Source organism: Arthrobacter sp. C9C5, assembly GCF_013359735.1.
GTDB lineage: Bacteria > Actinomycetota > Actinomycetes > Actinomycetales > Micrococcaceae > Arthrobacter.
The window spans coordinates 1-21,873 of sequence record NZ_JABFMX010000009.1 but is presented as its reverse complement, the minus strand read 5'-3'; the positions used below and the strand labels follow the sequence as shown (position 1 = coordinate 21,873).

Sequence of the window (21,873 nt, the reverse complement as noted above, 5' to 3'; positions counted from 1 at the left end):
CGTTGGCGAAGGGAACAGTCATGATGTGGGGTTACGGGCAGAACCTGTGGTGGATGTGGCTGTGGGGGGTGCTGTTCCTCGTCGGAATCGCTGTGCTGGTGCTGCTCGCGGTCCGGATCTTCGGCGGGCCCGGCGGCGGAGCGCAGCCCGGGCCAGGCCACCCCGGACCCTACGGCCACCCCGGTCCCTCCCCCCAGCCGGGCACGCCCGGCCGGAGCCCTGGAACCCCGGGCGGCAGGAGCCAGGCCCGGCTCATCCTCGATGAGCGCTTCGCGAAAGGCGAACTGACGGCAGAGCAGTACCGCGAGCACGTCAGGGAACTCGGCGAGGGGCCGTAGTGCCTCCTATCAGCCGCCGCAGCGCCTTGTTGCTGGGCGGAGTCGGCCTGACCGGAACCGTTGCCGGGGGCGCCGGCCTGTGGTGGTCCCTCAACTCGCGGCCGTCGCCGGTGACCGGAGAGCCCCTGGGGCAACCGCCGTCGTTCAGCAGTTCGGGCGGCATCCTGGAAGCCAGCCTCCAGGCGGCCCCGGGCCAGTTCCCGCTGGCCGGCCGGCAGGCGGGGGCATTGGGCTACAACGGCGGCATCCCCGGACCCACCCTCCGGCTGCGCGCCGGGGACGTGCTGAGGCTCAAACTGGTCAACAAGCTGGCCGAACCCAGCAACCTGCACCTGCACGGACTCCACGTCTCGCCCCAGGGCAACGGCGACAACGTGTTCGTGGCCGTGGACCCTGGCAGCAGCTTCGACTACGAATACCAACTCCCGGCCGGGCACCCGCCAGGCTTGTACTGGTACCACCCGCATCACCACGGCCGGGTCTCTGACCAGATCTTCGCGGGCCTCTTCGGCGCCATCATCGTCGAAGATCCCGTGCCGGTGCCCGCGAGCGCCGAACGCGTACTGCTCGTCTCGGACACCAGCCTGGACGGTGCCGGGAACGTGGCCGAGGCCTCGCAGCAGGACCGGATGGTCGGGCGCGAGGGTGCGCTCCTGCTGGTCAACGGCCAAGCCAATCCCCGTTTGGCGGCGCGGCCGGGGCAACGGGAACGGTGGCGCATTGTGAACTGCTGCGTGGCCCGGTACCTGCGCTTGCGGCTGGACGGACAAAAGCTGCAGCTCCTGGGCATGGACTCGGGGCGGTTCCGCTCGCCGTCGGACGTGCAGGAAGTGCTGCTGGCGCCGGGGAACCGGGCGGAGCTGCTGGTCACGGCCGCCCTCGGGCAATCCGAACTGCGCGCGGTGCCTTATGACCGCGGGACCATGCCCGGGATGAGCCGGCGCGGCATGGGCCCTGGCCTGCCGGCGGAGCAGGACGGGACGGCGGATCCGGCCGGGACCACCCTGGCAACGCTGGACGTGGCCGGCGACCCGGCCCCGCCGGCCCCCGTCATTTCGGCCGGGGCCGCCCCGCCTGAGTTGCGCTCCGCCGCCGTCGCCGCGCGCCGGCAGCTAATTCTCGCCACGCCAATGGGTGCGGGAATGGGCGCGGGAATGATGGGCTTCACCATTAACGGCCTGACCTTCGACGAGCGAAGGACGGACACCACCGTCGCCGCCGGGACGGTTGAGGAGTGGGTCCTGGTCAACCGCAGCCCCATGGACCATCCCTTCCACCTGCACGTGTGGCCGATGCAGCTCATAGCGGAGAATGGCCGCGCCCTGGAGACGGCGGTTCTCCGCGATGTGGTCAACGTGCCGGCCAACGGCCAGTGCACGGTCCGGATCGCATTCCGGGATTTTACCGGCCGCTCCGTCTACCACTGCCACATCCTGGACCATGAGGACCTCGGCATGATGGGCGTCATCGAGGTGCGCTGACCCCGGGTTCGGAGTGCCTGGCCGATCCAACGACGCTATTGCCAAATATACCCCCCGGGGGTATGTTTGGAGTCGGCAACAGGACAGCCGCGACTTCTCCGGAGGCAGGAACCATGGACCACCAGCACAGCGGACAGACTGACCAACTGCGGGCCGGCACCGGCCACTCCGGCCACCACCAAGCACAGCCCGGCCGGGACGATGAGCACCTCGTGCACAGCCATGGCCAGCACGCCGGCCACAGCGTCGCGATGTTCAAGAACAGGTTCTGGCTGACGCTGGCGCTGGCGGTCCCGGTGGTGCTGTTCAGCCCCATGTTCGGACACCTGCTCGGCTACGCGCCCCCGGTTTTCCCCGGTTCGGCCTGGATCCCGCCGGTACTGGGGACCGTCATCTTCTTCTATGGCGGGCAGCCCTTCCTCAAGGGTGGGCTGGATGAACTGAAGAGCCGGAAACCTGCCATGATGCTGCTGATCGCCATGGCCATCAGCGTCGCTTTCGTCGCCTCGTGGGTCACGAGCCTGGGCATCGGGGGGTTTGACCTCGACTTCTGGTGGGAGCTGGCCCTGCTGGTGGCGATCATGCTGCTGGGGCACTGGATCGAGATGCGCGCCCTCGGCTCGGCGCGGGGCGCGCTCGACGCCCTCGCCGCACTGCTGCCGGACGAGGCGGACCGGATCACGGCAGCGGGCACGGAGACCGTCAAAGTCAGCGAACTCGTGGCAGGGGACACCGTCCTGGTCCGCTCCGGAGCAAGGATGCCGGCCGACGGTGTGGTCGTCGACGGCCAGGCCGAATTCGACGAGTCGATGATCACCGGCGAATCCAAGACAGTGCTCCGCTCACCCGGAGACAAGGTCGTCGCCGGGACCGTGGCCACGGACAACACGGTCCGCGTGCAGGTCACCGCCGTCGGGGATGACACCGCCCTGGCCGGGATCCAGCGGCTGGTGGCCGAGGCGCAGGCCTCCTCGTCCAAGGCCCAGGCTTTGGCCGACCGGGCTGCAGCGTTCCTGTTTTACTTCGCCGCCGGCGCCGGCGTCATCACGTTCATCGTCTGGTCCCTGCTGGGCAGCATTCCCGACGCCGTCAGCCGCACCGTCACCGTGCTCGTGATCGCCTGCCCGCATGCCCTGGGCCTGGCCATCCCGCTGGTCATTGCGATTTCCACGGAACAGGCCGCCCGAGCCGGGGTCCTGATCAAGAACCGGATGGCTCTGGAACGGATGCGGACCGTCGACGTCGTCCTCTTCGACAAGACCGGGACCCTCACCAAGGGCGAACCCGCCCTCAAGGACGTCGCCACCGCCGAGGGCGTGGACCGGGACAGTCTCCTGGCACTGGCCGCAGCCGTCGAGGCAGACAGCGAGCACCCGGTGGCACGTGCGATCGTCCGGGCGGCGCGCCAGCAGAGCCTGCAGATTCCGGCGGCTACCGAGTTTTCGTCCATGACCGGCCGCGGCGTCCGCGCCACGGTCGGCGGCAGGACCATCCAGGTCGGCGGCCCGGCCCTGCTCCGCGACCTCGAAGCGGCAGAACCGCAGGCACTGGCAAGTACCACCCGGGCCTGGATGGACCGCGGCGCGGCCGTGCTCCACGTCATTGACGGGCACAAGATTCTGGGGGCCGTGAGTCTCGAGGACGCCGTGCGGACCGAGTCCCGGCAGGCCGTAAAGGCCCTGCAGGATCGTGGCATCAAGGTCGCCATGATCACCGGCGACGCCCGTCAGGTGGCCCGCGCCGTCGGCGAGGAACTCAACATCGACGAGGTCTTCGCCGAGGTCCTACCGGCCGACAAGGACAAGAAAGTCGCCGAACTGCAGTCCCGCGGCTTGAAGGTGGCGATGGTGGGCGACGGCGTCAACGACTCCCCCGCGCTGGCGCGGGCCGAAGTCGGCATCGCGATCGGCGCCGGTACCGACGTCGCGATGGAATCCGCTGGCGTCGTCCTGGCCGGCAACGACCCCCGGGCCGTCCTGTCCATGCTGGACCTTTCCCGGGCCAGCTACCGCAAGATGTGGCAGAACCTCATCTGGGCCGCCGGCTACAACATCGTCTCCGTTCCGCTGGCCGCCGGCGCCCTTGCCTTCGCCGGCGTCGTCCTCTCCCCCGCGGCCGGAGCGGTGCTGATGTCCGCCTCGACGATCGTGGTGGCGCTGAACGCCCAGCTGCTGCGGCGCCTGAAGCTCAACCCGGCCCAGGTCCGCTGAACGGAAGGACGCCCATGGATGCCCACACCCCGTCGTTCGGACGCTCCTATGCCCGCGTCGGGCCCCGGATGGACGCCCGCGGGGCGGCCGACCACCGGCGGCGCCTCGTTCAAGCGGCCCACGGCGCCGTCGTCGAAATCGGGGCAGGCTACGGGGCCACCTTCCCGTTCTATCCGTCCGCGGTGACGGGGGTGCTGGCGCTCGAACCGGACCCCACGCTCCGGGCGCTGGCCCTGGCCGCCGCCGCGACGGCGCCGGTGCCGGTCACCGTGCTGGACGGGGTCGCCGAGTCGCTGCCCGCCCCGGACGGCTCGGTGGACGTCGTCGTCTCGAGCCTCGTGCTGTGCAGCGTGGCCGAGCCGTCCGCCGCCCTGGCCGAAGCCGTCCGGGTCCTCAAGCCGGGCGGCCAGCTCCTGTTCTACGAGCACGTCCGCTCCGCCCACCGCGTGCTGGGGTTCGCCGAGGACCTGCTCACACCGCTCTGGAGCCGCCTGGCCGGCGGCTGCCACCCCAACCGGGACACTGCGGCCACCATCGTCCGGGCCGGCCTGGCCGTCGAGTCCCTGGACCGCTTCGGCTTCGCAGTGCTGCCCGGCAATCCGCCGCTCGCCCACGTTTTGGGGGTGGCGGTCAAGGTCTAGGGCTAACCCGCGGGCGGCCGCACCAAGGACACGGGTCCGTCACAGCGGGTCGGGAGAGGCTCGCGACACGCGCTTTCCACCCCGGACTTGGCGGGATCCCGGCGCCGCCTGTTGCCCTACAGTGGACGTAATCATCGAAAGGACCCCCCACATGGCATGTGACGGCTGCACTGCGTCTCCAAGACTCGACTTTGACTTCAGCATGGCTTTCCAGCCGATCTACGACGCCGTTGCCGGTCGCGTGTGGGGCTACGAGGCCCTGGTCAGAGGCTTGTCGGGCGAGGGGGCGTATGACGTTCTGTCAAAAGTCTCACCGGAGCAGAAGTACCGCTTTGACCAGGCCTGCCGCGTTAAGGCCATCGAGCTGGCATCCCGCCTCTTTCCTGCGGGTGAGGATCTGATGCTGTCGATCAACTTCATGCCCAACGCGGTCTACGAACCGGCTGCATGCCTTCGTGCGACGCTGCAGGCAGCCGCGCGATGCAGCTTTCCGACGTCGTCGATCATGTTCGAATTCACCGAAAATGAGGAGGTCTCGGACACGGCGCACCTCACGAATATCATCACCGAGTACCGCAAGCACGGCTTCACCACCGCGATCGACGATTTTGGCGCTGGCCATGCGGGACTTGGCCTCTTGGTCGATTTCCAGCCCGACCTGATCAAGGTCGACATGAAACTCATCCGAGGGATCGACGCCAGCCCGGCCCGCCAGGCCGTGATCGCCGGCATCGTCGGCATCGCCAGGGAGCTGGACATCACGGTGCTCGCGGAAGGCATCGAGACGGAAGCGGAGTTCCTGGCCCTGAAGGCAACCGGCATCCGCCTGTTCCAGGGATATTGGTTTGGGAAGCCGGCCTTCGAGGAGCTCCCCCGGGTCCACCAGGAGTCGGTTCTCAGCAGCACCGCCTAGCGTCTACCGCATCCCCCGGCGGACCCGGGCGCCTAGGCCTTCTTCGGCGGCAGGGCCAGCCGGAAGATCTTGGCCCAGGTGGAGCCGACCTGCTTCCAGATCGGGCCCGTGGTGTACGGCAGGCCGTAGCGCCGGCAGATCTCCTGGACCTTCGGGGCCACCTCGGCATAGCGGTTGGACGGCAGGTCCGGGAAGAGGTGGTGCTCGATCTGGTGCGAGAGGTTGCCGGTCATCAGGTGCATGAACTTGGAGCCGGAGATGTTGGCCGAGCCGATCATCTGGCGCACGTACCAGTCGCCGCGGGTCTCGCCGTCGACCATTTCCTCGGTGAACGTATCCGTTCCGTCCGGGAAGTGCCCGCAGAAGATCACCGCGTGGGCCCAGACGTTGCGGACCGCGTTGGCGGTCAGCGTGCCGTAGAGGGCCTGCTTGCCGGAGCCGGTGAGCATGGCGACGGCGGGCGTGGCGGCGTAATCCTTGGTGAACTGCTTGAGGGCCTTGCGGCCGAGCGCCTTGAGGTCCTTGACCAGGGCTTCCTTGGACTTCCTGCCCTCCCGGTAGTCCACGAGTTCGAGGTCGTAGACCGCGATGCCCCACTCGAAGACCGGCGCCAGCAACGCGTTGTAGAGCGGGTTGCCGAGGTTGAACGGCTTCCATTCCTGCTGCGGGTCCATGCGCAGCAGGTTGTACCCGATGTCGTTGTCCTTGCCGACGACGTTGGTCCAGCGGTGGTGCAGGTCGTTGTGGGTGTGCTGCCAGGAGCGCGCCGGGGTGACGAAGTCCCACTCCCAGGTGGTGGAGTGGATGTCCGGGTCGCGCATCCAGTCCCACTGGCCGTGCAGGATGTTGTGCCCCAGCTCCATGTTTTCCAGGATCTTGGCGAAGCTCAGCAGCGTGGTGCCGGTGACCCAGGCGGCCTTGTTCTTGCTGACCAGGAGCGCGGCGCGGCCGGAGATCTCCAATCCGCGCTGGATCTTGATCATGCGGCGAATGTAGGCGGCGTCGGAGGAGCCGCGCTTGGCGAGGATGTCGTCCTTGATGGCGTCGAGTTCCCGGCCCAGCTCCGCGACCTGCTCGTCCGAGAGGTGCGCTGCGGCGGGCGGGCGGAGCAGCGGGCTGCCCGTCTCGGCGAGCGCCCCTGGCCGCTTCTTTACGGCGGCGACGACGGCGGATCCGGACTGGGCGCCAGTGCTGCCGCCTTCGGCAGTATCCGGCTTATCAGTAAGTGTGGTCATGTGGTTTCTCCTCAGAGGTCGAGGTTAACGGGTCCGGCGGCTGCCGAAACGCACGTTTGGATTAGTTGGCCGGGCTCGCCGTGGACTTCGCCCGTGCGCAGGTCGCGGATCTGGCCGGCCCGGAGCGGGATGAGGCAGCTGTGGCAGATGCCCATCCGGCAGCCGCTGGGCATCAGCACGCCGGCGTCCTCGCCGACGTCGAGCAGGGGCGTGTCGCCGTCGGCTTCGACTTCACGGTCGGAGGCTTCGAAGGTCACCAGACCGCCGTCGTGCCCCTCGCCGCCGGCCAGGCTGGTGCTGAAGCGTTCGATCGTCAGGGTTGCCGCCGTGTCGGAGGTGCCAGGTGCCGCTTCGGATTCCCAGAGCGCCTCTGCGGCGTCGAGGAAGCCCTCGGGGCCGCAGGCGTAGGCGGCGCGGTCCCGCCAGTCCGGGCACAGCGCGTCAAGCCCGGCCGCGGAGCTGAAATCGAGCCGCCCGCGTTCCCCGGTGAACCAGTGGGTGACCTTGAAATTGGGGAATTGGTCTGCGAGTTCGGCCAGTTCTTCGCGGAAGATGGCGTCCGCCGCCGTCCGCGCCGTGTGGATGAGGACGACGTCGGCATCGGGACGGTGCGGGACAAGCGTGCGGACCATCGACATCACCGGGGTGATGCCGCTGCCCGCGGTGAGCATGAGCAGCGGGCGCGGATGCTCGGGGAGGACGAAGTCGCCCTGCGGCGGCGCGAGGAAGAGAACGTCGCCCGGCTTGGTGGTGCGGACCAGGGTCCCGGAGACGGCACCCATGTCCGTGACGGTGATGGCGGGGTCCTCGCCGGCGGGCGCGCTAAGCGAATAGGACCGCCAGTGGCGCACGCCGTTGAGTTCGACGCCGATGCGGGCCCACTGGCCTGCGCGGTGCGCTTGCCAGCCTCGGCCGGGACGGAAGAAAATGGTGGCGGAATCGGCCGTTTCTGGAACCACCCGGGTAACCACGCCGCGCAACTGGCGGGCAGAAAATACGGGGTTGAACAGCGACAGAATGTCTTCTGGAGCTAGTGGGGTGGTCAGTAGAGATGCGGCGCGCGCCAGCTTACGGAGCCGGATCATCTAATAAGCCTATGTCAGGCTGAGTCATAATTCTTCACTCAAGGCATACGATCGACTCAAAGAAACTATCTCTACGAAACAATTTTTGGGATACCCGCCATGGATGCTCCTCCCGCCGGCCACCCCGGCTACCCCGCCTACGACCCGCCGTGGCTGGCGTTGCCGAAGGAGGTCAGCGACATGCTCCGGCCCAGGATGCCCGGCATCGTGGAGGCCATCATCGACGCCGTGCCACAGCTGGTTCCCGCCTATGCACGGCCGATCGAGGGCCGCTTCGGGCGGGGGCTGCGGCGCGGCGTCGCGACGGCCCTGGACCGCTTCCTGCAGCTTCCGGGCACCACGCTGCCGGCGCTTTCCGAGGAGAGCCGGCAGCTTGTGGCGGGCCTGGGCAGCGGCGAGTTCCGGCAGGGCAGGAGCATGGATGCCCTGCTTAGCGCCTACCGGATGGGCGCCCGCGTGACGTTCCGCGAGATGTCCAAGGTCTCGGTGGAACACCATCTGGGCCAGAACGTGGTGGTGGACCTCGGCGAATCGATCCTGGCCTACATCGACGAGCTCTCCGCGGTCAGTGCCGAGGCCTACGCTTTTGAGCAGTCCGAACGCGCCGGCGCGGTGGACCGGCGCCGCACCGAGCTGCTGGACCTGCTGCTGCTGGGGCAGGCGGACGAGGCGGCGCTGCGCCAGACGGCGGCAATGGCGGACTGGTCCCTGCCCGCGCGCATGACGGTGGTGACGCTGCCGGTGGACCGGGCCGCCGGACTGCGGCTGCGGCTCGGCCCGGGAACCCTGGTGATCGAACGCGAGACCGACGCCGTGGCTCTGGTCCCGGCACGCAACTCCAAGTCCGCCCGCAAGGACCTGGAAAAGGCGCTCCGGGGCCGCGGCGCCTCCGTGGGGCCGGCCGGCGGCTGGGAGAAGGTCCCCGAGTCCCTGCGGCTGGCCGTGCTGGCGGCATCGGTTTTGCCGCACCGGGACGGTCCGGAGGACCCCCCGATCTGGGCGGATGAGCATCTCGCTGCGGTGATCCTCGGCGCCGAGCCCTCCGCCATCACCGAGCTGGCCAACCGCCGCCTGGCCCCGCTCGAGGGGCTCCGCCCGGCGCAGCGCGAACGGCTCGCCGAAACCCTGTTGTCCTGGTTGCGCCACTGGGGACAGCGCGCGCCGGTGGCCGCCGAACTGGGCATCCACCCGCAGACCGTGGGCTACCGGGCGGCCCAGCTGCGCGAGCTGTTCGGGGACGCGCTGGAGGACCCGGTGGCACGGTTTGAGCTGGAGCTCGCGCTGCACGCCGGCAGGCGCTGACCCCGAGGCGCTGACCCGTCGACCAGCGCTGACCCGGCGACGCCGGCGGCTAGCTGGCGATCGCCTCGCGGGTGTGAAGCCGCATTTCAAGGTCGTTCATGACGATCGCGGCGAGGTCCTCGAGTGTCCGGGTGTCCTCGGCGGTGAACTCCCGCGGCTCCCGGTCCAGGATGCAGAAGGTGCCGAGGTTGAATCCGTCAGGGGTGCGAAGCGGAACCCCGGCATAGAACTGCAGCCCGAACTCCCCGGCTACGAGCGGGTTGGACAGGGTCCGCGCGTCCCTCGCGGCATCCTCGATGATCCAGGGCCCGTCCTGCAGGATCGCCGAGGCGCAAAGCCCCGGATCCCTGCCGATCTGGGTGACATCGGTGCCGTGGTGGGCCTTGAACCAGATCCGGTCGTGGTCCACAACGCTGACGATAGCGACCGGCACCGAAAACACCCGGGCAGCGAGTGCCGCGATCCGGTCGAAGACGCCGTCCTCGGGCGTGTCAAGGATCCGGTACCGCTCGACGGCGCGCATCCGGCCGTCCTCGTCGTTGGCCGCCGTCGCACGGTGCTGCCGGTGGCGGCCGGCGCCGTTGATGACTTCCTGGCGCAGGGCAAGGGAAACCTCGCGGGCGTCCGGCCGGGCGGCCGGGTCGCGGGACAGCATGGAGGACAGCAGCGCCACCCACATTGGGGCGAGCTCCTCCGGGATCTGCGGGTCGTGGAGCAGCCGGGCGACGGCGGACTGGATTGGTGCGCCCGGGTAGGCCATCTTGCCGGTCAGCCCCTCGAGCAGCACGAGTCCGAGCGAGTAGATGTCGCTGGCCGGGCCGGCCGGTTCGCCGCCGGCCTGCTCGGGGCTGAGGTAGGCCGGGGTCCCGGAGGTGCCGCCGTCGTCGTCCGCGCGGTTGTGCCCCAGGATGGCCGCGACGCCGAAGTCGGTCAGTTTGGCCCGGGGGCGGCGGTCGTCGTTGCTGTAGTCCACCAGGAGGATGTTGGCCGGTTTGATGTCCCGGTGCACAATCCCGTGGTGGTGGATGTAGGACAGCCCGTCAGCCAGGTCGTAGCCGATGTGGGCCATGTGCGCGGCGGAGAGCGGCCCCTGCAGGGACCGGTGGCGCAGGTCCTGGCCGCGGACGAGTTCCATCACGAGGTAGGTGAGCCGGGAGTCCGGATTGCTGAGGTCGGCGCCGGCGTCGAACAGGGTCACCAGGGCGTGGTGGCTCATCCCCGCGAGGATCCGCACTTCCTGGCCCTGGCGACGGGTGTGCTCAAGGTCGTCCGCGTCATTGCGGAAGAGCTTGACCGCCACCTCGCGCTGCAGCAGTTCGTCGTGCGCCCGGTAAACAGTTGATTGGCTTCCCCTGCCAATGAGGGCTTCGATCCGGTACCGCCCGCTGAGCAGAAGGCCGGATTCCATAGTTATTGTCAACGAGTTTTCTTGTTCCCTCAAAACGGGTCCGCACGTGGAATCGGACAGAGCAGTCCTAAAAGCCAGCCAGATCGGCAAGCGCCCGCGAAATTAGCAAGGTTACTTATGGTATCGCGGAATGCGGATTCAGGAAGACCTTCGGGCGGGAAATTTCGGGAACCCCCGGCGGGGCTCCCGGCGGTGTCCGGAGGCTATTTAGCCGGGTTGTGCGTGCCGATCGGCACCAGCGTCAGATCCGGGTGGTTCTTCTCGATCCGGCGCAGGGCCCAGACGTCGTTGAACAGCGCCAGGTACTCGCCGTCGGAGCGCAGCAGCACCTCGGCGCCCGGCACGTTGGCCAGCGCCGGCATCGCGTCCGCAGTCGTGATCCGGGCCAGCGAGTAGGGCAGCCGCTCAAGCCGCATCGGGGCGCTGAAGTCGTGCGCCATCCGGTCCTCGACGACCTCGAACTGCATCGGGCCGACGGCGGCCAGCACGGGTGCCTGGTCGCCGCGGATGTCGGAACGGAGCACCTGGATGACGCCCTCGTGCTCGAGCTGTTCGATGCCGCGGCGGAACTGCTTGAAGCGGCTGGGGTCCTTGGAGCGGGCCACCTGGAAGTGCTCGGGGGCGAACAGCGGGATGGCCGGGAACTCCACCGGCTGCTCCAGGAACAGGCTGTCCCCCACGCGCAGCGAGGAGGCGTTCACGAGACCCACGACGTCACCGGGGAAGGCCTCGTCGATCACCTCGCGTTCGCGGCCGAACACCTGCTGGGCGTACTTTGTGGCGAATGATTTCCCGGTCCGGCCCTGCGTGACCACCATGCCGCGTTCGAAGACGCCGGAGCAGACCCGGATGAACGCGACGTGGTCGCGGTGGGCCTTGTTCATGCCCGCCTGGACCTTGAAGACGAACCCGGCGAACGGGGCGTCGACGGGCCGCGCGGCGCCGTCGACGTCGGGCCGCGGGGCAGCGGGCGGGGCGAAGTCCACGAGGGCGTCGAGGATTTCCTTCACGCCGAAGTTCAGCGCGGCGGAGCTGAACAGGATCGGCGTCGCCTTGCCGGCGTGGAAGGCGTCCACATCGAACGCCAGGTTGGATTCGATCACGAGACCGGCCTCGTCCACGGCGTTGGACCAGTCGCCGCCCTGGCTGGCGGCGGCCTCCTCCGGGGTGAAGTACTCCGTCAGGGCGATGTTGGCGCCGGCATTGTTGCGCTTGAACTGGGCGAAGCGGTCGTTGCGCAGGTCCCAGACGCCGCGGAAGTCTCCGGAGATGCCGACCGCCCAGGTTAGGGGCATGGGCTGCAGGCCGGTCCGTTCGGTGATCTCATCCATCAGGGCCAGGGCGTCCAGGCCGGGCCGGTCCCACTTGTTGATTACGGTGATGATGGGCAGGTTCCGCTGCTTGCAGACCTCGAAGAGCTTCATGGTCTGGGTTTCCAGGCCCTTGGCCGCGTCCACGAGCATCACGGCGCAGTCGACGGCGGCCAGCACCCGGTAGGTGTCCTCCGAGAAGTCCGCGTGGCCCGGGGTGTCCAGCAAGTTGATGACGGTGTCGCGGTAGGCGAACTGCAGCGCTGCCGAGCTGATCGAGATGCCGCGGTCCTTCTCCATCTGCATCCAGTCGGAGACGGTTTCCTTGCGGTTGGCCTTGCCGCTGGACGCGCCGGCGGTGCCGATCACCTTGGCGTGCAGGGCCAGGGCCTCGGTCAGCGTGGACTTGCCGGCGTCGGGGTGGGAAATGACTGCGAAGGTCCGGCGCCGGGCTGCCTGCTTGTGAATCTCGTGGACTCGGGCGGGGCTGTGGACTTCTTGGGACACGGTGCTACTTTCGCTGCGGCTGGGAACGGGTCACGGCGCGGAGAGCCCGCGGTACACCCTAGGCAACAAGTTTATCGCAGGCGGCGGCAGGCCCGGGCGGACGGCCGAAAACGCGGGTTCCGCGGACGGGCGGACGGCCGTCTCCGCGGGACCGGCGGGCAACGGTAAATGGGGCACTTTGAGGCTTGACCGTGCGGAAACCGCCCGCCGTTGCCTCTATGATGGTGCTTACGGGAAACCGGGCACTTTTGTTCTTGCCGGCCAACGATGGAATAACCATCAAAACCGGCGTACTTGCGGGCGGCGTCCTGCACCTTTGAAGGGGTAAACCTATGGCTCGGAGTCCCGAAGATGCACTCAAGGCGACTTTGGCCAGGGTGGCACCGGGGACGGCCCTGCGGGACGGCCTGGAGCGCATCCTCCGCGGACGTACCGGCGCCCTGATCGTGCTGGGCATCGACCGGACCATCGAATCCATTTGTTCGGGCGGCTTCGAGATCGGAATCGACTTCTCCCCCACCCGGCTGCGGGAACTGGCCAAGATGGACGGCGCTATTGTCTGCGACAAGGATGCGAGCAACATCCTGCGGGCCGGCGTCCAGCTGGTGCCCGATTCCAGCATCGAGACCCAGGAGACGGGAACCCGGCACCGGACCGCGGAACGGGTTGCCATCCAGACCGGCGTTCCGGTCATCTCCGTGAGCCAGTCGATGCAGATCATCGCGCTCTATGTGAACGGGCTGCGGCACGTCCTGGAAGGCTCCGAAAAGGTCCTGGCCCGCGCCAACCAGGCCCTCGCCACGCTGGAGCGGTACCGCTCGCGCCTGGACCAGGTGACCAGTTCGCTGTCGGCCCTGGAGATCGAGGCCATGGTGACGGTCCGCGATGTGGCCGTGACCCTGCAACGCCAGGAGATGGTGCGGCGGATCTCCGAGGAGATCTCCCAGTACGTGCTGGAACTCGGCGAGGACGGCCGGCTGCTCTCACTCCAGCTGGACGAACTGACGGTGGGCCGCGGGCCGGGCAGCGACGTGATCATCCGGGACTACTCGGGCCCCAGCGCCTCCGCCGCAGACATCGAAAACGCCGTCAAGGCCCTGGTGAACCTGGGGCCCACCGAGCTCATCGACCTGGGCAAGATCGCTGGCATCGTCGGCTTCGCCGGCGGCGAGGCGAACCTCGACGCCGTCGTGCAGCCGCGCGGATACCGCTTGCTTTCCGGCCTCAAAGCGGTGCCGAAGGCCGTCGCCGACCGCCTGGTGGACCACTTTGGCGGGCTGCAGTTCCTGATGGCAGCCACCATTGATGACCTCATGACGGTGGACGGCATCGGCGACCAGCGCGCCCGGACGGTCCGCGAAGGCCTGAGCCGGATGGCCGAGGCCAGCCTGCTGGACCGGTTCCTCTAGACGGGTTCCTTCTAGAGCCCGTCCGCTGCTCCGTAGCGGCCCTTTCCGGCCCGCACAACGGCACCTGCGGAGCAGTCGAAAAGGACTAGCCGAGCTGGAAGACGGCCTTGGGGCTGGTCTTGTTGCCGAGCCGGGCAGTGAAGACGTAGTAGGCACCGCCGCCGCCCGGCTGGGCCTCCACGACCTTGCAGCCCTCGGTGGACCGGTTGCGGTTCCACGGGAAGTTCGCCGTCTCGCTGCCGCCGGGGCGGATCGTCTTGACCAGGTCGCTGCTCTCCGCCTGGCAGTCCCGGGACGAGAAGATCCGGTCCGAGCCGCTGGTGATCAGGTACTCCATCTGCGAGGTCCCGAGGTTGACCTCACACGGCACCTTGTTGCCGTTGGTGACCTTGAGGGTCAGCAGCGGGTTCTCGGAAGCCGCGTAGGCGGCCTTGTCCGTGGCCGCGGTGACCTTCAGCAGCGTCTCGTCGCAGCCAGCTCCCGCCGTTGGCGGGGCCCCGGCGGACGCCTGCGGGCTGGCGGGGGTGCTGCCGGGATTGGCCGGCCGGGTCGAGTCGCCGGCAGTGGCCGCCGGTGTTTCGCCGTTGAGGGCGTTGGAAATCGCTGCGAAACCGCCGACAACGAGGGCAAGCACCAGCAACAGGGCGGCTCCGACGAAGAGCCGGCGTCGGCGGTAGACAGGGCTAAGGGGTTTCCGGGCCGGCCTGCCGCTGGTCTTTGCCTTGGCGGAAGCCTTCGGTCCCGAACCGTGCGTTCCTGAGTTGCCTTGCCTGACCATCCTTCTAGGCTAGATAACGCCGCGGGTTATGCCGGCCCACCACGCCGCTGGCCGCACTATGGTGCCCGTCTCTATTAAGCTGGTTCGATCAAAGCCTTAGCCGATTCCCCCGCCCTCCCCGCTGCCCCGGTCCTCCCGCCGGCGCCGGCTGTGCCGCTCGCCGAGCTGCATGCCGCCCTGGACTCCTGGTTTGGTGACACCGCCCGCGATCTTCCCTGGCGGGCGGCGGACTGTTCCGCCTGGGGTGTGCTGGTCAGCGAAATTATGCTCCAGCAGACCCCGGTGGTCCGGGTGCTGCCCGTGTGGGAGGAATGGCTGCGGCGCTGGCCCGCCCCGGCCGATCTCGCCCGGGAGCCTGCCGGGGAGGCTGTCCGGTCGTGGGGCCGGCTGGGGTATCCGCGGCGGGCGCTCCGGCTGCACGCGGCCGCCGCCGCGATTGTGGACAACCATGGCGGCGCGGTTCCCGGCAGTTACCCGGAACTGCTGGAACTTCCCGGCGTGGGCAGCTACACGGCCGCCGCCGTCGCCGCGTTCGCCTTCGGCCGCAGGGAGACCGTGGTGGACACCAATATCCGCAGGGTCCACGCCCGACTGTTCACCGGGACCGCGCTGCCGGCGCCGGCCCTGACGGCCGGTGAAATGCGGCTGGCCGCGCAGCTGCTGCCCGACGACGGCGCCGCCTCGGTGCGCTGGAACGCCGCCGTGATGGAGCTGGGGGCGCTGGTCTGCACGGCCCGGGCGCCGAAGTGCGGTCAATGCCCCGTCCGCGGCGCGTGTGCCTGGCTCGCCGCCGGCGAACCTCCCCCCACCTACACGCCCAAGGGGCAGGCCTGGCACGGGACGGACCGTCAGGTGCGCGGTGCCGTGATGGCCGTCCTGCGCCTGGCCGAGTCACCGGTGGCCCGCGAACTGCTGGAGCAGGCCCCTGCGGACCTGGGCTTCGACGCTGACGGAATTGGCGTCCCGCTCGCGGCGCTGCACCGGCTGAACCCGGCGCCCGAGCAGCTGGAACGGGCCCTTTCCGGGCTGCTCAGCGACGGCCTGGCCGAGCTGCATCCGGGCGGTCTGCGGCTGCCCGGCTGACCTGCTCCTAACTACGCCTAGGGCTCTCCGAAGCCGGCCTTGATCAGGCCACCCAGGTAGTCGACCGCCTTGCCCGCGTCCGCCCCGCTGGCTTCGATATGCAGGACGGTTCCTTTCGCGGCGCCAAGCATCATAAGTTCCGTCATGGACGCACCGTCGACCCCGTTGATGGTGACGTCGGCGTCCATCCCGGCCAGGCCGCCGGCAATCTTCGCCGCGGGCCGCGCGTGCATCCCGGCCTGGTTGACGAGTTCGAAGTCGCCCTGGGCATCCGGCGGCTGCTGGTGCGCGTGTTCGGGCCCGTGCGGGTGGGCCGGGGGGCGGTAGACGGCTTCGGCCGCGTCCTTCACCGTCCCGGCGTCGGCCCCCGTCTGGGCGGAAACGGCTGCCGCGACGAGTCCTTCGATCAGCGGGGCATCGGCCAGGTGGATGGACTCCGGTTCGGCGGCGAACTCCACCGCCGATTCCGCTGTCATGACGGCGGAACCAAGGTCGGTGAGCACCACGATGCCGCTTCCCCCGGCCGCCCGTTCCAGAGCGGCCATTACCTTCTCCAGGCTGGTTCCGATCCGGCCGTCGTCGGTGCCGCCGGCCGCCACGATCATGACATCTGGCGCCATTTGGGCGGCGAGCTCGACGGCGCCGTCGGCGATCTTTTCGCTGTGCGAGACCACGACGAGCCGGACGGTCATTCGGCGGCCCCCACGGCGGCGCGCAGGATCAGGGCACTGGATACAGCTCCGGGGTCGCGGTGGCCGATGCTGCGCTCCCCCAGGTAGCTGGCGCGGCCCTTGCGGGCCAGCATCGGGTCGGTGGACACAGCGCCGGCCTCGGCCGCATCGGCCGCCGCGGCCAGGACCTTGCGGACGTCGCCCTCGCCGGCCGCGGCCGCCGAGGCATCCACGGCAGGAGTCCAGGCGTCCACCATCGTCTTGTCTCCGGATTCGGCCTTGCCGCGGGCCACGATGCCGTCGCGGGCAGCCTGCAGCGCCGCGGCCAGCGTGGCGGCGTCAATGTCGGCGGCGTCCCCGAGGGCCGTTGCGGCCCGCAGGAAGGCTGTTCCATAGAGCGGCCCGGCGGCGCCGCCCACCTTGGACATCAGGGTCATGGCGGTGAGTTTCAGTGCCGCCCCTGCAGTTTCCGGGGGCGCTTCGGCAAGTTTGTCCATCACGGCTTTGAAGCCGCGGTCCATGTTTTCGCCGTGGTCGGAGTCTCCGATCGGCCGGTCCAGCTCAATGAGTTCAACCCTGTGCTCGGCCATTGCCTCGGCGGAGAGCGTCAGCCACCGCACGGCCCAGTCGACGTCCAGCCCCACGTTCAGACGCCCCAGCGCAGGGCGGCCGTGTGGACGGGCGCGTCCCAGAGCCCGGTCATTTCCTCGTCGAGGCGCAGGACGGTGATGGAGCAGCCCTGCATCTCAAGCGAGGTGATGTAGTTGCCCACCAGCGAGCGCGCCACGGTGACGCCCTGGTCCGCGAGCCTTTGCGCGGCCCGGCGGTAGACGATGTACAGCTCGCTCAACGGTGTGCCGCCCATGCCGTTGACGAACAACAGGACCTTCTCCCCCGGGGCGAGGCCGAGGTCGCTGACGACGGGGTCCAGCAGGCGGTCGGTGATGCCGTCGGCGGGCTCCATCGGAATCTTGTGCCGGCCGGGCTCGCCGTGGATGCCGATGCCGATCTCGATCTCGTTGTCCTCGAGCTCAAAGCTGGGCACCCCGGCGTGCGGGACGGTGCAGGCGCTCAGGGCCACGCCCATGCTGCGCACGTTCTGGTTGACGCGGTCGCCGATGGCGGCGACGGCGTCCAGGCTGTCGCCGCGTTCGGCGGCGGCGCCAGCGATCTTCTCGACCAGGACGGTTCCGCCCACGCCGCGGCGCCCTGCGGTGTAGAGCGAGTCCTGCACGGCGACGTCGTCGTTGACCAGCACCGTGCGGACCTCCACGCCCTCGGCCTGCGCCAGTTCGGCGGCGGTCTCGAAGTTCAGCACGTCTCCGGTGTAGTTCTTCACGATGTGCACAACGCCGGCGCCGGAGTTCACCGCAAGCGTGGCCGGCAGGATCTGGTCCGGGGTGGGTGAGGTGAACACTGCGCCGGGTACTGCGGCGTCGAGCATCCCCATTCCGACGTAGCCGCCGTGCAGGGGTTCGTGGCCGCTGCCGCCGCCGGAGACCAGCCCGACCTTCCCTGCCACCGGGGCGTCCTTGCGGACGATGTATTTGGGATCCGGGTAGACAGTCACAAGGTCGGCGTGAGCGAGCCCGAACCCCTCCACTGACTCGTCGACCACGGCCTTGGGATCGTTGATGAGTTTCTTCATGGCTGTGCTCCCTGGATGGTTGTCCTGGCTGCTTGCTTAGACCCTACTACCGGGGCCCTGCCAGCGGTAGGCTCCGGGTTCAACCACTGCCGGGGCGCTCAGGATCCGGGTGCAGTCTCCGGCGCGAAGCTCGGCCAGGCGTCCGGACCAAGCGCCACCCGGGGCTGCAGCCGGCGCGCGGCGGCGGCATCGGCACTACCGCCGCAGTTACCGCCGGGCGAGTCCGGCTGCACCGGCGCGGCATCGATCGTCATTTGGAATGCGGAGAAATCTGGAAAAATCACGCGATTCTGCAATTTCTGCCTCCGGAAGCTGGCGGCCCGCCCCATCGGGCCGGGATCAGTTTATCCACCAAGTTGATTTGGCGGAAGACCCCCGTTTCAGGCAGCTGCGGGAAGCGCCTAGAGCGTCCGGATCATCCGGGTGTTGCCCAGGGTATTGGGCTTGACCCGCGCGAGGTCCAGGAATTCGGCGACGCCTTCGTCGTGCGAGCGCAGGAGCTCCGAGTACACCACCGGATCCACGGCCGTCTGGTCCGCCATCACGTCGAAGCCGTGCTTCTTGAAAAAGCCCACCTCGAAGGTCAGGCAAAACACGCGGGAGATGCCCAGCGCTTTCGCATCCTCCAGCAGCCGCTCCACCAGCAGGTGTCCGACGCCCTTGCCGCGCCACGCGTCCGAGGTGGCCAGGGTGCGCACCTCCGCCAGGTCCTCCCACATCACGTGCAGCGCGCCGCAGCCGATCACCTCGCCGTCGGGTGCTTCGGCGATCCGGAACTCCTGGAGGCTTTCGTAATAGGCGACGGTTTCCTTGGCCATCAGGATCCGCTGGTCGGCCAGGGGTGCCACCAGGGTCTTGATGGCGGCAACGTCGCCGGTGCGGGCAGGGCGGATGCGGATCGTCTCAGTCACAGCCCAATCCTACGGCGCGGCCCGTTGCGCCCCCGCCCCGGCCGGGCGCCGGCCGGGCCGGGCCGGCGGCTGGCGGGCGGCTCAGAGACCGAGTTCGTCCGGCACCGGGATGTCCTTGTCCAGCAGGTTCCTGGCCAGGAAGTGTTCGACGACGCCGTACCAGACCTTGGCGTGCTGCGGCTGCAGGATCCAGTGGTTCTCGTCCGGGAAGTAGAGGAAACGGTGGTCGGTTTCGCCGTTCTCGTCGGCCGCCAGCTGCGACCTGGAGAGCAGTTCGTACCAGAGCCGCAGCCCCTCCCCGATCGGCACGCGGTAGTCCTTGTCGCCGTGGATGACCAGCATCGGCGTGCGGATGTTCTCCACATGCAGGTGCGGAGAGTTCTCCGCGGCCATCTCCGCCGTCATTTCCTTCAGCCAGTACTGCGCTGAGTCCGTGGTCGGGCCGAACTGGTCCAGGGCCCACAGGCTTGCATGGGTGACGATAGCCTTGAAACGGTCCGTGTGGCCTGCCACCCAGTTGGCCATATAGCCGCCGAATGATCCGCCCATCGCCGCGGTGCGTGTCTCGTCGATGTCGGGGCGCTGCTCGACGGCGTCGGTGATCGCCATCAGGTCCAGGAACGGAGCCTTGCCCCACTCGCCCCAGCCGCGCTGGATGTGGTCCTGGCCGTAGCCGGTGGACAGGGCCGGATCCGGGAGCAGCACCGCGTAGCCCCGGGCCACGAGCAGCCACGGGTTCCAGCGCCAGGTCCAGGCGTTCCAGGAGCCCAGCGGGCCGCCGTGGATCCAGAGCAGCAGCGGAGCCGGGTTTGTGGCCGATGCATCTTCCGGCAGGGCCAGGTAACCGGGCACCCGGCTGCCGTCCGCCGAGGTCGTCTCCACCCGCTCGAGCCTGCCGCGGTAGGCAGGGCGCTCGGCCGGGGCCGGCAGCCGGGTGACGTCGCCGCTGGCGAGGTCGATCCGGACGGCTTCCGCCGGAAATTCATAGGAACTGCGCAACGCATAGGCGCTCCGCCCGTCCGGGGAGACGGCGACGTCGGTGTAGGCGGCCGGGTCGGCCGTCAGCCGCACGGGCGCGGTGTCCCCGCCGGCGCTGCCGGGCACGGCGATGCGGAACACCGGCGAAGCCCCGTCTTCGTCCGCCGTCACAAGCACGGCCGATCCGTCCGGAAGCCAGGCCGCGGGGTGCGCCCAGCGGTCCCAGCCCTGCGCGAGCGGCGTCAGCGCCGCATCGCCGTCGGCGGAGCCGTCGCTGTCGGCGGAGCCGTCGACATCGAGGAGGTGCAGCGCGATCCGGGGCGCCTGCTCCGGAGTGGTGTCGGTCTCGCTCAGCACCACCAGGGTCCGGCCGTCAGGGCTGACCGGGCCGGGGAAGTAGCTCATGCCCTCGGTGTCGAGCAGGACCCGGCGGGTGCCGGTGGCGACGTCGACGGCCACGAGCACGGTACGGGAGTCGGCATTGGCGAGCGGCCGGGTGAAGCTGCTGTAGACCGTCTTCCCGTCCGGGCTGACGACGGTATCCGCCTCGCGGAGTCCGTTTCCGGCGTCGGGGGTCAGGTTGCGCAGCTTGACCGGCGGGAGGGCGTCGACCGTCACCGGCTTCCCGGGCTCCGGCTCCGCACCGGGCTCGACGGCGAACAGCCGCGGCTGCGCGGGGCCCAAGTCCGCGTCCCAATAGCGCACCGGGTAGCCGCTGTGCAGGATCGCGGCCACCTTGTTGTCCTTGCGGTCCTTGCGGCGCTCCTCGTCGTTCTCCTCGTCGGTGGAACCGGCGAGGACGGATGCCGTGACGAAGAGGGCGTCGGCCTCTTTTGCGGCCAGGAGGCCGCCGATGCCGCCGGCGCGGGAGAGCGCGACGCGGGCCTCGCCGCCGTCGGCCGGGAGGACCCAGAGGGCTTTGACCGGCTCGGCGTCCGGGCTCTCGGGGTCCGGGCGCGCGGAAGTGAAGTACAGGCTGCCGTCCGCCGCGAACACGGCGCCGGCCTCGCCCTTGGCGCTGCGCGTGATCCGCCGGGCCTGCTTCTGGCCCGCAGGATCCAGCTCCCACAGCGCGGTACGGTATTCGGTGCCCTTGTCGTTGAGCGTGGCCACGGTGGTGACGAGCCGTCCGCCGTCGGGGCTCAGCGCCAGGCCGCTCACCCGCGGAAGAGCGAGGTAATGGTCCAGGTCGTGGAACGGGGTCTCGGGGTGTTCGGCCGGGGTCTGCGTATCGGTAGAAGCCATGCCCTCGATTCAACACCCCTTGTGCGCCGGATCACACCCCGTTCACTCAGAGTGAAACACTGCTTTCAGATTCAAGGGTGCGCAAATCGCAGCGGGCTCTCAGGGACTGTTGGCATGATGAATCCATGAACCCTGAAAAGTCCCTGCCTCGACGCTCCCTACTGCTCGGCGCCGGCGCCCTGGGCGGCAGCGCCCTGGCCCTTTCGGCCTGCACCGCTTCGCCGACCGGCACCCCGGCGACGACGGCGGCCGGGCCCTCTGTTCCGGCCGGCACCGCGGTCAAGGTGGGCAAGCTCAGCGACGTGACGGTGGGCGGCACGGCCACCGGGAAAATCAACGACAAGACGGTGGTGATCTTCCGGCCGGACGAGAAGACCGTCCTGGCGTACGACGCGACGTGCACGCATGCCGGCTGCCCGGTGGCCCCTGCCGGGGAAGACTTCGAATGCCCGTGCCACGGCTCCTCCTTCAAGGGATCCGACGGCAGCGTGCTCAACGGGCCGGCCCAGGCGCCGCTGGCCAAGTTGAAGGCGGCCATCGACGGCGAATGGATCACCGTCACGGCCTGACACCGCAGTCCCACGTCGAACACCAGGGCCCGCAGCAACCGGGCCCGCAGCAACCGCGCCCGCGACAAAAAGGCCCCGGCCGCCTCCTTGAAGGAATGAACTGGTCCCTGAAAGTTGGACTGGCTAAGTAAGAGCCTAGGCTGCGAGGGCC

Annotated in this window: 19 protein-coding genes; 9 read left to right on the top strand and 10 right to left on the bottom strand. The window is 69.1% G+C overall.

The window, feature by feature from the left end; translation table 11 throughout:
• The first annotated feature begins 20 nt into the window (after positions 1-20).
• The 5 genes from HNO80_RS08655 to HNO80_RS08635 all read left to right on the top strand — a co-directional run bounded on the left by HNO80_RS08655 (position 21) and on the right by HNO80_RS08635 (position 5,583).
• Positions 21-338: an SHOCT domain-containing protein gene (locus HNO80_RS08655; RefSeq protein ID WP_175322451.1), complete on the top strand. Its 318-nt coding sequence runs from the start codon at positions 21-23 to the stop codon at positions 336-338.
• On the top strand, positions 338-1,819 hold the full coding sequence (locus tag HNO80_RS08650; RefSeq protein ID WP_175322450.1) for a multicopper oxidase family protein: 1,482 nt from the start codon (positions 338-340) through the stop codon (positions 1,817-1,819). Before HNO80_RS08655 ends, HNO80_RS08650 begins: the two co-directional genes overlap by 1 nt.
• Before the next feature lie 113 nt (positions 1,820-1,932).
• The gene (locus HNO80_RS08645; RefSeq protein WP_175322449.1) at positions 1,933-4,029 is read left to right on the top strand and encodes a heavy metal translocating P-type ATPase; all 2,097 of its coding nucleotides are present in this window, start codon (positions 1,933-1,935) and stop codon (positions 4,027-4,029) included.
• Positions 4,030-4,043: 14 nt separating this feature from the next.
• Positions 4,044-4,670 (top strand): class I SAM-dependent methyltransferase, encoded by a 627-nt coding sequence (locus HNO80_RS08640; RefSeq protein ID WP_175322448.1) that lies wholly within the window; start codon positions 4,044-4,046, stop codon positions 4,668-4,670.
• A gap of 202 nt (positions 4,671-4,872) precedes the next feature.
• A complete protein-coding gene (locus HNO80_RS08635) occupies positions 4,873-5,583 on the top strand; it encodes an EAL domain-containing protein (RefSeq protein ID WP_249777237.1) in 711 nt (236 codons plus the stop codon).
• A gap of 32 nt (positions 5,584-5,615) precedes the next feature.
• Here HNO80_RS08635 and HNO80_RS08630 read toward each other — a convergent pair whose 3' ends face one another.
• Both HNO80_RS08630 and HNO80_RS08625 read right to left on the bottom strand, forming a co-directional pair.
• Positions 5,616-6,818: a fatty acid desaturase family protein gene (locus tag HNO80_RS08630; RefSeq protein WP_175322446.1), complete on the bottom strand. Its 1,203-nt coding sequence runs from the start codon at positions 6,816-6,818 to the stop codon at positions 5,616-5,618.
• An 11-nt stretch (positions 6,819-6,829) separates the two neighbouring features.
• Positions 6,830-7,903: a ferredoxin reductase gene (locus HNO80_RS08625; RefSeq protein ID WP_175322445.1), complete on the bottom strand. Its 1,074-nt coding sequence runs from the start codon at positions 7,901-7,903 to the stop codon at positions 6,830-6,832.
• Between the two features lie 99 nt (positions 7,904-8,002).
• Between HNO80_RS08625 and HNO80_RS08620 the strand changes: the two genes are divergently transcribed.
• A complete protein-coding gene (locus HNO80_RS08620; RefSeq protein WP_175322444.1) occupies positions 8,003-9,205 on the top strand; it encodes a PucR family transcriptional regulator in 1,203 nt (400 codons plus the stop codon).
• 49 nt (positions 9,206-9,254) lie between these two features.
• Here the strand turns inward: HNO80_RS08620 and HNO80_RS08615 are convergent, their stop codons facing one another.
• Both HNO80_RS08615 and HNO80_RS08610 read right to left on the bottom strand, forming a co-directional pair.
• Entirely contained in the window at positions 9,255-10,613 is a 1,359-nt protein-coding gene (locus tag HNO80_RS08615) for a protein kinase domain-containing protein (protein ID WP_175322443.1), read from the bottom strand.
• A gap of 203 nt (positions 10,614-10,816) precedes the next feature.
• The gene (locus HNO80_RS08610) at positions 10,817-12,430 is read right to left on the bottom strand and encodes a peptide chain release factor 3 (protein ID WP_175322442.1); all 1,614 of its coding nucleotides are present in this window, start codon (positions 12,428-12,430) and stop codon (positions 10,817-10,819) included.
• A 332-nt stretch (positions 12,431-12,762) separates the two neighbouring features.
• On the opposite strand from HNO80_RS08610, the gene disA reads away from it, so the two are divergent.
• Positions 12,763-13,839, top strand: coding sequence for a DNA integrity scanning diadenylate cyclase DisA (gene disA, locus HNO80_RS08605; protein ID WP_175322441.1), 1,077 nt, complete (start codon positions 12,763-12,765; stop codon positions 13,837-13,839).
• 85 nt (positions 13,840-13,924) lie between these two features.
• On the opposite strand, the gene HNO80_RS08600 is transcribed toward disA, so the two are convergent.
• Positions 13,925-14,617, bottom strand: coding sequence for a hypothetical protein (locus HNO80_RS08600; protein ID WP_175322440.1), 693 nt, complete (start codon positions 14,615-14,617; stop codon positions 13,925-13,927).
• A 246-nt stretch (positions 14,618-14,863) separates the two neighbouring features.
• Between HNO80_RS08600 and HNO80_RS08595 the strand changes: the two genes are divergently transcribed.
• A complete protein-coding gene (locus HNO80_RS08595; protein WP_349627298.1) occupies positions 14,864-15,700 on the top strand; it encodes an iron-sulfur binding domain-containing protein in 837 nt (278 codons plus the stop codon).
• Between the two features lie 17 nt (positions 15,701-15,717).
• On the opposite strand, the gene dhaM is transcribed toward HNO80_RS08595, so the two are convergent.
• The 5 genes from dhaM to HNO80_RS08570 form a co-directional block, all read right to left on the bottom strand.
• Complete coding sequence (dhaM, locus tag HNO80_RS08590) at positions 15,718-16,392, bottom strand: dihydroxyacetone kinase phosphoryl donor subunit DhaM (RefSeq protein ID WP_175322439.1); 675 nt, start codon at positions 16,390-16,392, stop codon at positions 15,718-15,720.
• Positions 16,389-17,015 (bottom strand): dihydroxyacetone kinase subunit DhaL, encoded by a 627-nt coding sequence (gene dhaL, locus HNO80_RS08585; protein ID WP_175322438.1) that lies wholly within the window; start codon positions 17,013-17,015, stop codon positions 16,389-16,391. The genes dhaM and dhaL overlap by 4 nt, the downstream gene beginning before the upstream one ends.
• 2 nt (positions 17,016-17,017) lie before the next feature.
• Positions 17,018-18,019, bottom strand: coding sequence for a dihydroxyacetone kinase subunit DhaK (dhaK, locus tag HNO80_RS08580; RefSeq protein WP_175322437.1), 1,002 nt, complete (start codon positions 18,017-18,019; stop codon positions 17,018-17,020).
• 401 nt (positions 18,020-18,420) lie between these two features.
• The gene (locus HNO80_RS08575; protein WP_175322436.1) at positions 18,421-18,930 is read right to left on the bottom strand and encodes an amino-acid N-acetyltransferase; all 510 of its coding nucleotides are present in this window, start codon (positions 18,928-18,930) and stop codon (positions 18,421-18,423) included.
• Positions 18,931-19,011: 81 nt separating this feature from the next.
• A complete protein-coding gene (locus HNO80_RS08570; RefSeq protein WP_175322435.1) occupies positions 19,012-21,153 on the bottom strand; it encodes a S9 family peptidase in 2,142 nt (713 codons plus the stop codon).
• A gap of 125 nt (positions 21,154-21,278) precedes the next feature.
• Here HNO80_RS08570 and HNO80_RS08565 point away from each other — a divergent pair, with 125 nt between their 5' ends.
• Entirely contained in the window at positions 21,279-21,722 is a 444-nt protein-coding gene (locus HNO80_RS08565) for a Rieske (2Fe-2S) protein (RefSeq protein ID WP_175322434.1), read from the top strand.
• The last annotated feature ends 151 nt before the right edge of the window (positions 21,723-21,873 follow it).